Here is a 12,308-nt window from a genome sequence, read left to right as displayed (position 1 = left end):
TTGGATATCCTCTGCTTGATGTCGGCGTTCGTATGCCGAAATTAAGCCCGGTCGTCAGAATGTGTATAGATCATGCGTGGATAAAAGGAGGGCGCTGACAAGGAATTCCGGACAAGAAAAAGCCCGCGATGGGGGGTGCGGGCTTAAAGTCAGTCTTGGAGGAGCAATTGAAGACTACCGCCCTCGATGTGAAAAACCTGTGAACAGCTCTCAACAACAGTTAATAAATAGCGTTGGTCAGAAAAGCTTTCACGATGGACTTCGCAGAAGGCCTGACTTTCTGGCTGCCCAGCTCTTCAGTGGTAAACCACTTGCAGTCGGCAATTTCATTGTGGGGGGCAGGGGTGGCGATCATCGTCACCGACACTTCGAACACGTGATGCAACACAGTGCCGCCTTCAAACCGGGTGATGTACGCCAGGTCTTCCAGGATCAGTCCGGTCTCTTCACGTAGTTCTCGGGCAGCCGCCTGCGCGGGCGATTCATCGGCTTCGACCTTGCCGCCCGGCAGGTTCCAGCGAGCTTTGGATTTGCGCACGTAGAGGATCTGATTGTCCCTGCGGCAAATGACTGTGGCTCGTTCTTTCATTGGCGTTCCTCCACCGTACAACCCGTAAAAGCGCCTGCCGTCCGTGCATGTTCACGCGGTTGTCATAAAAGCTTCATAAAGACGTTTGAAGCAGTAACGGTGCCAATGTTCCCTTGACCTCCACATAAATCGGCCGGTCACAGCAAAACCATAGCTGGAGTGGGGGAGTTTTTCGTCAACCCGCCCGGCGGCGTGTTGTAGCGGCCTGGGCTGGACCCAGCACAGCCCAAAGCGCCACTACTGAAGTGGCGCGATGCTTAGGGGTCACACCAAGGCGATCGTGCCCTTGGCGCGATGAACGGTCGGCGACGGTAAGAGGTGATGCGCGTTTCTGGCGCGGGGCGCACACCGATGGGGCCCAATGCTCACTGCGTGGGGTGATCCGTAGCGCTGAATTCTCTCGGCCCGCGCCAGGTTTCGACCTGGACGCACCTGCCTCTGCACCCATGTGATTGAAAATACCGGTGATTCTTGCGCCTTCTTATAGCGCCCAGGTCTGTGGCACACTTTCTGCTGTCTATTCCGTTGTGGCAAACAGTGTTCCGCTATAGCGGAATAAATTCAACCGGCGGAGTTTCTCTCATGTGGCGCGGATCCCTTTCTTTGAAAGCTTTTGCACTGGCCCTGATAACAACAGCGACGTTTGCGACGACGGCGTATGCCGCTGACAGCAAGCTCGACAGCGTTCTGCAGCGTGGCCATCTGATCGTGGGTACGGGGAGCACCAATGCCCCTTGGCACTTCCAGGGTGCAGACGGCAAGTTGCAGGGTTTTGATATCGACATCGCGCGGATCGTCGCCAAGGGCCTGTTCAATGACCCGAGCAAAGTCGAGTTCGTCGTGCAGTCTTCCGACGCGCGTATCCCGAACCTGCTGACCGACAAAGTCGACATGAGCTGCCAGTTCATCACCGTCACCGCCAGCCGCGCCCAGCAGGTGGCCTTCACCCTGCCTTACTACCGCGAAGGCGTCGCACTGCTGCTGCCGACCAACAGCAAGTACAAGGAAATCGATGACCTGAAAGGCGCCGGCGATGGCGTCACCGTTGCCGTGCTGCAAAACGTCTATGCCGAAGAGCTGGTGCATCAGGCGCTGCCCAAGGCGAAGGTTGATCAGTACGACAGCGTCGATCTGATGTACCAGGCCATCAACTCCGGTCGTGCCGATGCGGCGGCCACCGATCAGTCGTCGGTGAAATACCTGATGGTGCAGAACCCCGGTCGCTATCGCTCGCCCGCGTTCGCCTGGAGCCCGCAGACCTACGCCTGCGCCGTGAAGCGTGGTGATCAGGACTGGCTGAACTTCGTCAACACCGCCCTGCATGAAGCCATGACCGGGGTCGAGTTCCCGATGTATGCCGAGTCGTTCAAGAAGTGGTTCGGCGTGGACCTGCCGACCCCTGCGATCGGTTTCCCGATGGAATACAAATAACCCGCGCCGCTTGCGTCGCCCACTGAAGCGGGCGAGGACGGCCGTGGTGCCGTCCCGCCCCAGGTACTGCTGACCATGAATTATCAGCTGAATTTTGCAGCGGTCTGGCGGGATTTCCCCAGTCTGCTGGCGGGGCTGGGGCTCGGCCTGGAACTGGCCCTGATCTCCATCGCCATCGGGTGCGTGATCGGCATGATGGCCGCGTTTGCGATGCTGTCGCGCTATCGGGCCCTGCGCATCGTGGCGTCGGTTTACGTCACCGTGGTGCGCAACACGCCGATTCTGGTGCTGATCCTGTTGATCTACTTCGCCTTGCCCGGGCTCGGTATTCGTCTGGACAAGATCCCGTCGTTCATCATCACCCTGTCGCTGTATGCCGGGGCGTACCTGACCGAAGTGTTCCGCGCAGGGCTGCTGAGCATTCACAAGGGCCAGCGTGAAGCGGGGCTGGCGATCGGCCTCGGCGAATGGCAGGTGCGCGCTTACATCGTCGTCCCGGTGATGCTGCGCAACGTGCTGCCGGCGTTGTCGAACAACTTCATTTCGCTGTTCAAGGACACGTCCCTGGCCGCCGCCATCGCGGTGCCGGAACTGACCTATTACGCGCGCAAGATCAACGTCGAGAGCTACCGGGTGATTGAAACCTGGCTGGTGACCACGGCGCTGTACGTCGCGGCCTGTTACCTCATAGCCATGCTGCTGCGTTACCTCGAGCAGCGTCTGGCGATTCGCCGCTAGGAGGCCCGGAACATGTACGAACAACCCAGTTGGTTGCATGAATTGTGGATTGCCCGGGAGGCGTTGTGGGCAGGGTTTCTCACCAGCGTGCAGTGCGCGGGACTGGCGATCGTGTTCGGGACGGTGATCGGCGTGTTCGCCGGGCTGATCCTGACCTACGGGAAATGGTGGGCGCGCCTGCCGTTTCGCGCCTACGTCGATCTGATTCGCGGCACGCCCGTGTTTGTCCTGGTGCTGGCCTGCTTTTACATGGCGCCAGCGCTGGGCTGGCAGATCGGCGCGTTCCAGGCCGGTGCGCTGGGGCTGACGCTGTTTTGCGGCTCCCATGTCGCCGAGATCGTGCGCGGTGCCTTGCAGGCCATCCCGCGCGGGCAACTGGAAGCCGGCAAGGCCATCGGCCTGACGTTCGGTCAGTCCCTCAGTTATGTGCTGTTGCCTCAAGCGCTGCGGCAGATATTGCCGACCTGGGTCAATTCATCGACGGAGATCGTCAAGGCCTCGACCCTGCTCTCGGTGATCGGCGTGGCCGAGCTGCTGCTCAGCACCCAGCAGGTCATCGCGCGCAACTTCATGACGCTCGAGTTTTACCTGTTCGCCGGCTTTCTCTTCTTCGTCATCAACTACGCCATCGAGCTTCTTGGGCGGCAAATCGAAAAACGGGTGGCCTTGCCATGACACAGACTCAAACCGCACCTGCCGCCCCGGCTCTGTTGAGCATCGAAGGGCTGCACAAATCCTATGGCCCGGTTGAAGTGCTCAAGGGCGTCGACCTGAAGATGAACAAAGGCAACGTGGTGACGCTGATCGGCTCCAGCGGCTCGGGCAAAACCACGCTGTTGCGTTGCGTCAATCTGCTGGAAGAATTTCAGGGCGGGCACATTCGTCTCGAAGGTCAGGACATCGGCTACAGCGACGTCAGTGGCAAGCGCGTGCGTCATCCGGAAAAACTCATCGCGCAGCACCGGGCGATGACCGGCATGGCGTTTCAGCAGTTCAACCTGTTCCCGCACTTGACCGCGCTGCAGAACGTTACCCTCGGCCTGCTCAAAGTAAAAAAGCTGCCCAAGGACCAGGCCGTAGCGCTGGCCGAAAAGTGGCTGGAACGCGTCGGCCTGCTGGAGCGGCGCAATCACTTTCCCGGCCAGTTGTCCGGCGGCCAGCAGCAGCGCGTGGCGATTGCCCGCGCCATTGCCATGAACCCGAGCCTGATGCTGTTCGACGAGGTTACGTCGGCATTGGACCCGGAGCTGGTGGGCGAGGTGCTCAGCGTGATCAAGGGCCTGGCGGAAGAGGGCATGACCATGCTGCTGGTGACCCACGAGATGCGCTTCGCTTACGAGGTGTCCGATCAGATCGTGTTCATGAACCAGGGCCGCATCGAAGAGCAGGGCCCGCCCAAGGCATTATTCGAACAACCCAAGTCAGCGCGTCTGGCTGAATTTCTCAAGAACATTCGTTTTTAAGACGCTCAATCAAAGGAGATTTTCATGAGCATTACTCGTTACGGTGCTGGCAGTACCGCAGGTGGCGGCCAGCCACGTCCATTCGCCCGCGCCGTCGAAGCCGATGGCTGGCTGCATGTGTCGGGGCAGGTGCCGGCCGAAAACGGTGAGATCATCAACGGCGGGATCGTCGAGCAGACCCATAAAACCATGCAGAACCTGGTGGCCATCCTGACTGAGGCCGGTTACGGCCTGGAAGACGTGGTGCGCGTCGGCGTGTGGCTGGAAGACCCCCGTGATTTCTGGAGTTTCAACAAGGTCTTCGGCGAGTATTTCTCCCCGGAACACGCACCGGCCCGCGCCTGCGTGCAGGCCAACATGATGGTCGACTGCAAGGTCGAGATCGATTGCATTGCCTACAAGAAAAAGTAAGGAGCAGCGGCAAGCTTTAAGCTGCAAGCTGCAAGTCGGTAGAGCGCTGATGCAACACGTGCCGCTTGAAGCTTGCAGCTCAATTGCCTACCCCCATTTTTAAAGGCTGAAGGCGTTTTTGCATCCGCGCCGTTTAGCCTGGAGCTGCTCTTATGACCGAAGACATCAAACGCCGGGCCCGTGGTTTAGACCGAGCGTTCGATATTCTCGATTTTCTCAAGGAAACCGGCACGCCGATGCGGCCCAACGAGATCGCCAGTGGTATCGGCAGCCCGAAATCGACGGTGTATGAGCTGGTCAGTTCGCTGCTGGAGCGGCGCGTCCTCGAGACCGTCGGCAAGGACGGCCACGTGTACCTGGGTCGGCAGCTGTATTTCCTCGGGCAGGCGCATCTGCGCCATTTCGACTTCACCCGCGAGGCTGAAGTGAGCCTGGGTGAAATCGTCGAGCAGACCCGGGAAACCGCACAGATGTGCCTGCTCAACGGCCGCAAATACACCGTCGCGCTGATGAAAGAAGGCGCGCGGCATTTCCGCATATCGTCCGATATCGGCGAGGACGCGCCGATTCCGTGGACGGCTTCGGGACGCTTGCTGCTCGGGCACCTCACCGATCAGGCGATCATCGACCTGATCGACGACGAGGACTTCATCCTGCCGGACGGCAAGCGCCTGCCGATCGAGACGTTTCTCGCCGAGATCCGCAAGGCCCACGACGACGGCTTCTTTTCCTTCGACAGCATCGCCGACACCTTCACCCATTGCTTCGCCGCGCCGGTGCGGGACAAACAGGGCATCTGCATCGCGACCCTGTGCATTGTCGCCCCGCGCGCCGACGCCACTGCCCACTACGATCATTACCGGCGCGTGTTGATCGACAGCGCCAACGGTCTGGCCCGGCGCGTCATCGAATAACGTTGGCATTACGTACACTCGAACAAAAAATTCAGGAGAACAGAGATGAGCATTGCCGCGATTGAAAAAGGCGCCACGCAACCCGGCGATCACCTGGTACGCGACGTCAGCCTGCCCGCGCTGGTGATCCACGACACGGCGCTGGAGCACAACCTGCGCTGGATGCAGAAGTTCGTGAGTGACAGCGGCGCCGAGCTCGCGCCCCACGGCAAGACCAGCATGGTCCCGGCGCTGTTTCTGCGGCAGTTGCAGCACGGCGCGTGGGGCATGACCCTCGCCACGGCGGTGCAGACCCGCGCGGCCTACGCCCATGGCGTGCGTCGCGTGCTGATGGCCAACCAGCTGGTCGGCGCGCCGAACATGGCGATCATCGCCGAGATGCTCACTGACTCCATGTTCGACTTTCACTGCATGGTCGATCACCCGGACAACGTCAAGGCGCTGGGCGAGTTCTTCGCCGCCAGGGGCCTGAACTTGAATGTGATGATCGAGTACGGCGTGGTCGGTGGACGCTGCGGCTGCCGCAGCGAAGCCGAGGTCATGGCCCTGGCCGACGCCATTGCGGCACAACCGGCGCTGAAGCTGACCGGCATCGAAGGCTACGAAGGCGTGATTCATGGTGATCAGGCGGTGAGCGGCATTCGCGCGTTCGCCACGTCGCTGGTGCGGCTGGCCGTGACGCTGCAGGACAAGGGCGCGTTTGCGCTGGATCGCCCGATCGTCACAGCCTCGGGCTCGGCCTGGTACGACCTGATCGCCGAAGAATTCGACAAACAGCAGGTGCGCGAGCGTTTCCTGAGCGTGTTGCGCCCCGGCAGTTACGTGGTCCACGACCACGGCATCTACAAAGACGCGCAATGCTGCGTGCTCGATCGACGTCACGACCTGAGCGAGGGTTTGCAGCCAGCGATGGAGGTCTGGGCCCATGTGCAATCGATGCCGGAGCCGGGTTTTGCGGTGATCGCCATGGGCAAACGCGACGTGGCGTTCGACGCCGGCATGCCCACCCCGATCAAACGCTACGCGCCGGGGGCGGTGCCGGCGATTGGCGAGGACGTGAGTGCTTGCAAGGTCACAGCGGTAATGGACCAGCACGCGTTCATGACCGTCGCGCCCGGTTGCGAATTGAAAGTGGGCGATATCATTTCGTTCGGCACCTCTCACCCGTGCCTGACTTTCGACAAATGGCGCACGGGTTGCCTGGTGGGTGATGATCTGTGCGTCATCGAATCCTTCGATACCTGCTTCTGACAGGAGTCTGCGATGAGTGAAATGGTCAGTCACAGCTATCCGCGCGTCGCGCTGATCGGCGAATGCATGATCGAGTTGCAACAGCACGCCAACGGCACGCTCAAGCAGAGCTTCGGCGGAGACACGCTGAACACCGCGGTGTACCTGTCGCGCCTGCTGGGTTCGGCGGCGCAGGTGGATTACGTCACGGCGCTGGGCGACGACAGTTTCAGCGACGCCATGTGCCAGGTCTGGAAGGATGAGGGGATTGGTCTGAGTCGGGTGCAGCGTCTGCCGGGGAGGCTGCCGGGGCTGTATTGCATTCAGACCGACGCCAGTGGCGAGCGGCGCTTTCTTTACTGGCGCAACGAGGCGGCGGTGCGCGAATGCTTCACCACGCCAGCGGCCGAGCCGGTGCTGGCCGCGCTGCCGGATTACGACGTGCTGTATTTCAGCGGCATCACCCTGGCGGTGCTGGGTGAAACGGGCAGGGCGCGGCTGCTCTCGACCCTTGGCGATGCCCGAGACCGAGGGGCGAGGGTGGTGTTCGACAACAATTACCGCCCGCGCTTGTGGCGCAGCGTCGAACAGGCGCGGCAGGCCTATCGCGCAGTCATGCACGAAGTCGATCTGGCGCTGCTGACCGAGGAGGATGAGCAGGCGCTGTTCGACTACAGCGACGGCGAGGAGATTCTGCAAACCTATCGGGCCATGGGTGTCAGTGAGGTGGTGGTGAAACGCGGGGCCCAGAGCTGTCTCGTCAGTGTCGATGACCGGCGTTATGAAGTGCCGGCGCACACCGTGCAGAAGGTCATCGACACCACGGCGGCGGGGGATTCGTTCAGCGCTGCCTATCTGGCTCGGCGTTTGCGCGGCGGCGGTCCAAAAGATGCGGCCAACGCCGGGCATCAGTTGGCGAGCCTGGTGATTCAGCACCCGGGCGCTTTGATCCCGCGCAGCGTGATGCCCGTCTGAATCGGAAATAGATGGTGTGGCCACCGGCCTCTTCCCGGCTAAAGCCGGTCCCACTAAAGAATCGCGCGCGTTCAGTGGGATTGTCTGAAGGAATGCGGACCCTTGTGGGACCGGCTTCAGCCGGGAAGGCGTCGGGCGTTACGCCGCGAAATCGAGGGTGTGCATGCGGGCCTCTTCCCGGCTAAAGCCGGTCCCACTAAAGAATCGCGTGCATTCAGTGGGATTGGCTGAGGGAATGCGGACCCTTGTAGGACCGGCTTTAGCCGGGAAAGGGCCCGTGAGATCGCTGCAAGGGTTTGGGCTGTACCCTCAATCCCGATAAAACACCTGCACCAGGTGATACCCGAATTTGCTCTTGACCGGACCATGCACGGTCCGCAGCGGCTTTTTGAAAATCACCTGATCAATCGCGCCGACCATCTGGCCCGGCCGCACCTCACCCAGATCGCCGCCGCGCTTTCCGCTCGGGCAGGTCGAATACTTCTTCGCCAGCACGTCGAACGCCTCGCCCTTGGCGATGCGCTGCTTCAGTTGCTCGGCTTCTTCAGCGGTCTTGACCAGAATGTGACGGGCTTGGGCTTTCATGATGGTCCGGACGTCTCGATAAAAAAGCCGCGCATTATGCCTTTGCTGCGCGATTTCGGGTAATTTCCCACACCTTGACCGGACGAACGTGTGGCTCGGCGCTGAGACAGGCCTGACCCGGCTGTTCAAACAGCTCTGACCGGCAGTTAAACAGCCCGAACGTTGAAACCGGCCGAAGGTCGACACACTGTAGGCCTGCAGTCTCCTCAAACCTCTTGTGCGGTGTTGCCTTATGGATTTTCCGGCGTTGTTGAAGGTGCTTGCCACCCAGGATGGATCGGACCTTTACCTGTCCACCGGCGCGCCCCCTTGCGCCAAGTTCAACGGCGTGCTCAAGCCGCTGGGCACGGAAGCGTTCAAACCCGGCGACGTCGGCCTGATCGCCAACGGCATCATGGACGCCGAGCAGCGCGTGGATTTCGAACGGGATCTGGAAATGAACCTGGCGTTTTCCCTGTCCGGCGTCGGGCGTTTCCGGATCAACATCTTCAAGCAGCGCAATGAAGTGTCGATCGTGGCGCGCAACATCAAGCTCGACATCCCCAAATTCGAAGACCTGCACCTGCCGCCGATCCTGCTCGATGTGATCATGGAGAAGCACGGCCTGGTGCTCTTTGTCGGCGCCACCGGTTCGGGTAAATCGACCTCCCTGGCGGCACTGATCGATCACCGCAACCGCCACGCCAGCGGCCACATCATCACCATCGAAGACCCGGTGGAGTTCATTCACAAACACAAGCGCTCGATCATCAACCAGCGCGAAGTGGGCGTCGACACGCGTAGCTTTCATGCGGCGCTGAAGAACACCCTGCGTCAGGCGCCGGACGTGATTCTGATCGGCGAAATCCGCGACCGCGAGACCATGGAGCACGCGCTGGCATTTGCCGACACCGGCCACCTGGCGATCTCGACGTTGCACGCCAACAACGCCAACCAGGCGCTGGACCGCATCATTAATTTCTTCCCCGAAGAGCGCCGCCCTCAGCTGCTGCATGACCTGGGCAATAACCTCAAGGCATTCGTCTCCCAGCGACTGGTCAAGACCACCGACGGCAAACGCCGTGCCGCGGTGGAGGTGATGCTGGGCACGCCGACGATTCGCGACCTGATCCACCGCAACGAGCTGACCGAGCTCAAGGGCATCATGGAGAAATCCACCAACCTCGGCATGCAAACCTTCGACAACGCGCTGTATGACCTGGCGGTGGAGGGTGCGATCACGGAAGACGAGGCTCTGAAGAATGCGGATTCCGCCAACAACGTGCGCCTGCGGTTGAAATTGCACAGTGAGGATGGGCCATCCACCATCGCCACCGCGCCCCGTGCGCCCCAGCCCGCTGCGCAGGTGAATGTGAAGGATTGGGGGCTGGTGGATGAGCGGGACGAGCCGGGGAGTTGAGGTTTCCTCGTCGATGATTCTGCGGTGTCATCACCGACGCGTACCCTTGTGGGACCGGCTTCAGCCGGGAAGAGGCCGGTTTGAGCACCACACATTTCGAGGTGTAGCGACCGACGCTTTCCCGGCTAAAGCCAGTCCCACTGATGTCCGCGTACCCTTGTAGGTCCGGCTTCAGCCGGGAATGGGCCGGTTTGAGCAACACACCTTTAGAGGTGCAGCGACCGACGCTTTCCGGGCTAAAGCCAGTCCTACCAGGCTCAGCGCGCCAGCCACCCGCCATCGATATTCCACGCCGCGCCACGCACCTGCGCGCCCGCTTCGCTGCACAGAAACAACGTCAATTCCCCCAGCTGCGAAGGGGTCACGAATTCCAGCGACGGCTGCTTCTCCGCCAGCAGGTCATGCTTGGCCTGTTCCAGGTCACCGGTCTGCGCAGCGCGATCATCGATCTGCTTCTGCACCAGTGGCGTCAGCACCCACCCGGGGCAGATGGCGTTGCAGGTGACATTGCTTGCCGCGGTTTCCAGCCCGACCACCTTGGTCAACCCGATGACGCCGTGCTTGGCTGCCACGTACGCCGCCTTGCCCGTCGAACCCACCAGGCCATGCACCGACGCAATGTTCACGATTCGCCCCCAGCCCTTGGCACGCATGCCCGGTAGGCACAGCCGCGTGCTGTGAAACACCGACGACAGGTTGATGGCAATGATCTTGTCCCAGCTCTCCACCGGGAAATCCTCCACCGCGTCGACGTGCTGAATCCCTGCGTTGTTAACCAGGATGTCGACGCCGCCAAACTCACGCTCGGCGTAGGCAATCATGTCGGCGATCTGCGCGACATCGCTGACGTCCGCCGGGTGGTGGCCGACTTTCCCGCCGTACTGCTTGACCTGCTCGATCACCGCCGATGCATCGCCGAAACCGTTGAGCACCAGATTTGCGCCAGCCTTGGCCAGCGTCAGCGCGATGCCCAGGCCGATGCCGCTGGTGGAGCCGGTGACCAGTGCGGTTTTGCCTTGCAGACTCATGTTCGATTCCTCATACGATGCCGGTTGCATAGAAAACGCCGATCACCACGAACACCGCCAGTGTCTTGATGAGGGTGATGCCGAAGATGTCCTTATAAGCCTCACGGTGGGTCAGGCCGGTGACCGCCAGCAGGGTGATGACCGCGCCGTTGTGCGGGAGCGTGTCCATGCCGCCGCTGGCCATGGCCGCGACGCGGTGTAACACCTCCAGCGGAATGTTCGCCGCGTGGGCCGCCGCGATAAAGCTATCGGACATCGCCGCCAGCGCAATACTCATGCCCCCGGACGCCGAACCGGTGATCCCCGCCAGCAAGGTCACGGTAATCGCTTCGTTGACCAGTGGATTGGGAATGCTTTTGAGCCCGTCAGCCAGCACCAGGAATCCGGGCAACGACGCAATCACAGCGCCAAAACCGTATTCCGAGGCCGTATTCATCGCCGCCAGCAGCGCGCCGCTGACTGCGCCCTTGCTGCCCTCGGCCAGCTTCGATTTCACCGTCTTGAAGGCGAACAGCAGCACAAAGACAATCCCCACCAGCAACGCCGCTTCCACGGCCCAGATCGCGGTGATCTTGGCGATGTCGGTCTGCACCGGCGTCGCCATACCCGGGAGCGCGAGGGTGTGAGTCTTGCCGTACCACTGGGGAATCCACTGGGTGAACAGCAGGTTCATGATCCCCACCAGCAACAGCGGCGCCAGTGCGATCCACGGGTTGGGCAGGGCGATGTCGTCCGGGGTGTCCGGCTCGTTGCGCAACTCAGTGCCGTAGCCTTCGCCGGCACGCTGGGCCTTGTTGCGCTGGCGCTGCAGAAACAGCATGCCGACGCTGAACACGAACGCCGTGCCGATCAGGCCCAGCCACGGCGCCGCCCACGCCGTGGTGTTGAAGAAGGTCGAGGGGATGATGTTCTGGATCTGCGGGGTGCCGGGCAGGGCGTCCATGGTGAACGAAAACGCACCGAGGGCGATGGTCGCCGGAATCAGCCGTTTGGGAATGTTGCTCTGGCGAAACATCTCGGCGGCGAACGGGTAGACCGCAAACACCACCACAAACAGCGAAACACCGCCATAGGTCAGCAGCGCGCAGACCAGCACGATCACCAGCATCGCCTGGCGGGTGCCGAGCAGCCGTATGGCAGCCGCCACGATGGAGCGCGAAAAACCCGAGAGCTCGATCAGCTTGCCGAACACGGCACCAAGCAAAAACACCGGGAAGTAGAGTTTGACGAAGCCGACCATCTTGTCCATGAACACGCCGGTGAAGGCGGGCGCCACGGCAGAGGGGTCGGTGAGCAGTACGGCACCGAGGGCCGCGATGGGGGCAAAGAGGATGACGCTGTAACCCCGGTAGGCAGCCAGCATCAGCAGCGTAAGGGCCGCTAAAGCGATGATCACACTCATCGAGTGTCTCCTGTTGTTTTTGTTTTGGGTGTGGCGAGGCCGCGCAACAGGACGTATAGCTACTTTCATGCCAGTGCGCTAACTGGCTGATTCCTAAGGGATTTGCTCGGTGGCGTCAGGGCGGCGGGTCAGATTCGTCCAGA

Annotated in this window: 13 protein-coding genes; 9 read left to right on the top strand and 4 right to left on the bottom strand. The window is 61.3% G+C overall.

The annotated features are described in order from the left end of the window. Positions 1 to 220: 220 nt before the first annotated feature. A complete protein-coding gene (locus ABEH28_RS15585) occupies positions 221 to 589 on the bottom strand; it encodes an NUDIX hydrolase (RefSeq protein WP_192173979.1) in 369 nt (122 codons plus the stop codon). Positions 590 to 1,171: 582 nt separating this feature from the next. On the opposite strand from ABEH28_RS15585, the gene ABEH28_RS15580 reads away from it, so the two are divergent. The 8 genes from ABEH28_RS15580 (at position 1,172) to ABEH28_RS15545 (ending at position 7,751) form a co-directional block, all read left to right on the top strand. Beyond that, positions 1,172 to 2,020 carry a transporter substrate-binding domain-containing protein gene (locus tag ABEH28_RS15580; RefSeq protein WP_346630454.1) on the top strand — a complete coding sequence of 283 codons (849 nt, stop codon included), beginning with the start codon at positions 1,172 to 1,174 and terminating at the stop codon, positions 2,018 to 2,020. Positions 2,021 to 2,095: 75 nt separating this feature from the next. Next, a complete protein-coding gene (locus ABEH28_RS15575) occupies positions 2,096 to 2,758 on the top strand; it encodes an amino acid ABC transporter permease (protein ID WP_282372237.1) in 663 nt (220 codons plus the stop codon). Between the two features lie 12 nt (positions 2,759 to 2,770). Continuing rightward, complete coding sequence (locus ABEH28_RS15570) at positions 2,771 to 3,433, top strand: amino acid ABC transporter permease (RefSeq protein ID WP_282372235.1); 663 nt, start codon at positions 2,771 to 2,773, stop codon at positions 3,431 to 3,433. Then, a complete protein-coding gene (locus tag ABEH28_RS15565; protein ID WP_192173975.1) occupies positions 3,430 to 4,221 on the top strand; it encodes an amino acid ABC transporter ATP-binding protein in 792 nt (263 codons plus the stop codon). Before ABEH28_RS15570 ends, ABEH28_RS15565 begins: the two co-directional genes overlap by 4 nt. 24 nt (positions 4,222 to 4,245) lie before the next feature. After that, positions 4,246 to 4,632 carry a RidA family protein gene (locus tag ABEH28_RS15560; protein ID WP_074883073.1) on the top strand — a complete coding sequence of 129 codons (387 nt, stop codon included), beginning with the start codon at positions 4,246 to 4,248 and terminating at the stop codon, positions 4,630 to 4,632. 152 nt (positions 4,633 to 4,784) lie between these two features. Continuing rightward, on the top strand, positions 4,785 to 5,546 hold the full coding sequence (locus ABEH28_RS15555) for an IclR family transcriptional regulator (protein ID WP_346630453.1): 762 nt from the start codon (positions 4,785 to 4,787) through the stop codon (positions 5,544 to 5,546). Positions 5,547 to 5,591: 45 nt separating this feature from the next. Continuing rightward, positions 5,592 to 6,797 (top strand): amino acid deaminase, encoded by a 1,206-nt coding sequence (locus tag ABEH28_RS15550; protein WP_346630452.1) that lies wholly within the window; start codon positions 5,592 to 5,594, stop codon positions 6,795 to 6,797. Positions 6,798 to 6,809: 12 nt separating this feature from the next. Continuing rightward, positions 6,810 to 7,751, top strand: coding sequence for a sugar kinase (locus tag ABEH28_RS15545; RefSeq protein WP_346630451.1), 942 nt, complete (start codon positions 6,810 to 6,812; stop codon positions 7,749 to 7,751). 309 nt (positions 7,752 to 8,060) lie between these two features. Here the strand turns inward: ABEH28_RS15545 and ABEH28_RS15540 are convergent, their stop codons facing one another. Beyond that, positions 8,061 to 8,336: a peptidylprolyl isomerase gene (locus ABEH28_RS15540; protein WP_037009819.1), complete on the bottom strand. Its 276-nt coding sequence runs from the start codon at positions 8,334 to 8,336 to the stop codon at positions 8,061 to 8,063. A gap of 232 nt (positions 8,337 to 8,568) precedes the next feature. Between ABEH28_RS15540 and ABEH28_RS15535 the strand changes: the two genes are divergently transcribed. Further along, complete coding sequence (locus ABEH28_RS15535; RefSeq protein WP_346630450.1) at positions 8,569 to 9,735, top strand: PilT/PilU family type 4a pilus ATPase; 1,167 nt, start codon at positions 8,569 to 8,571, stop codon at positions 9,733 to 9,735. A 257-nt stretch (positions 9,736 to 9,992) separates the two neighbouring features. Here the strand turns inward: ABEH28_RS15535 and ABEH28_RS15530 are convergent, their stop codons facing one another. Together ABEH28_RS15530 and ABEH28_RS15525 are read right to left on the bottom strand one after the other, a co-directional pair. Next, on the bottom strand, positions 9,993 to 10,763 hold the full coding sequence (locus ABEH28_RS15530) for a 3-hydroxybutyrate dehydrogenase (RefSeq protein ID WP_282372223.1): 771 nt from the start codon (positions 10,761 to 10,763) through the stop codon (positions 9,993 to 9,995). Positions 10,764 to 10,773: 10 nt separating this feature from the next. After that, entirely contained in the window at positions 10,774 to 12,165 is a 1,392-nt protein-coding gene (locus ABEH28_RS15525; RefSeq protein ID WP_192173969.1) for a GntP family permease, read from the bottom strand. Between the last annotated feature and the right edge of the window lie 143 nt (positions 12,166 to 12,308).

It is taken from the genome of Pseudomonas sp. Ps21-P2 (genome assembly GCF_039672565.1).
Taxonomy (GTDB): domain Bacteria; phylum Pseudomonadota; class Gammaproteobacteria; order Pseudomonadales; family Pseudomonadaceae; genus Aquipseudomonas.
The sequence above is the reverse complement of the archived record's forward strand: the minus strand, read 5'-3'. Positions and strand labels throughout refer to the sequence as shown.

Coding starts and splice junctions, on each gene's coding strand:
- ABEH28_RS15585 (WP_192173979.1), bottom strand. CDS start 589: ATGAAAGAACGAGCCACAGTCATTTGCCGCAGGGACAATCAGATCCTC.
- ABEH28_RS15580 (WP_346630454.1), top strand. CDS start 1,172: ATGTGGCGCGGATCCCTTTCTTTGAAAGCTTTTGCACTGGCCCTGATA.
- ABEH28_RS15575 (WP_282372237.1), top strand. CDS start 2,096: ATGAATTATCAGCTGAATTTTGCAGCGGTCTGGCGGGATTTCCCCAGT.
- ABEH28_RS15570 (WP_282372235.1), top strand. CDS start 2,771: ATGTACGAACAACCCAGTTGGTTGCATGAATTGTGGATTGCCCGGGAG.
- ABEH28_RS15565 (WP_192173975.1), top strand. CDS start 3,430: ATGACACAGACTCAAACCGCACCTGCCGCCCCGGCTCTGTTGAGCATC.
- ABEH28_RS15560 (WP_074883073.1), top strand. CDS start 4,246: ATGAGCATTACTCGTTACGGTGCTGGCAGTACCGCAGGTGGCGGCCAG.
- ABEH28_RS15555 (WP_346630453.1), top strand. CDS start 4,785: ATGACCGAAGACATCAAACGCCGGGCCCGTGGTTTAGACCGAGCGTTC.
- ABEH28_RS15550 (WP_346630452.1), top strand. CDS start 5,592: ATGAGCATTGCCGCGATTGAAAAAGGCGCCACGCAACCCGGCGATCAC.
- ABEH28_RS15545 (WP_346630451.1), top strand. CDS start 6,810: ATGAGTGAAATGGTCAGTCACAGCTATCCGCGCGTCGCGCTGATCGGC.
- ABEH28_RS15540 (WP_037009819.1), bottom strand. CDS start 8,336: ATGAAAGCCCAAGCCCGTCACATTCTGGTCAAGACCGCTGAAGAAGCC.
- ABEH28_RS15535 (WP_346630450.1), top strand. CDS start 8,569: ATGGATTTTCCGGCGTTGTTGAAGGTGCTTGCCACCCAGGATGGATCG.
- ABEH28_RS15530 (WP_282372223.1), bottom strand. CDS start 10,763: ATGAGTCTGCAAGGCAAAACCGCACTGGTCACCGGCTCCACCAGCGGC.
- ABEH28_RS15525 (WP_192173969.1), bottom strand. CDS start 12,165: ATGAGTGTGATCATCGCTTTAGCGGCCCTTACGCTGCTGATGCTGGCT.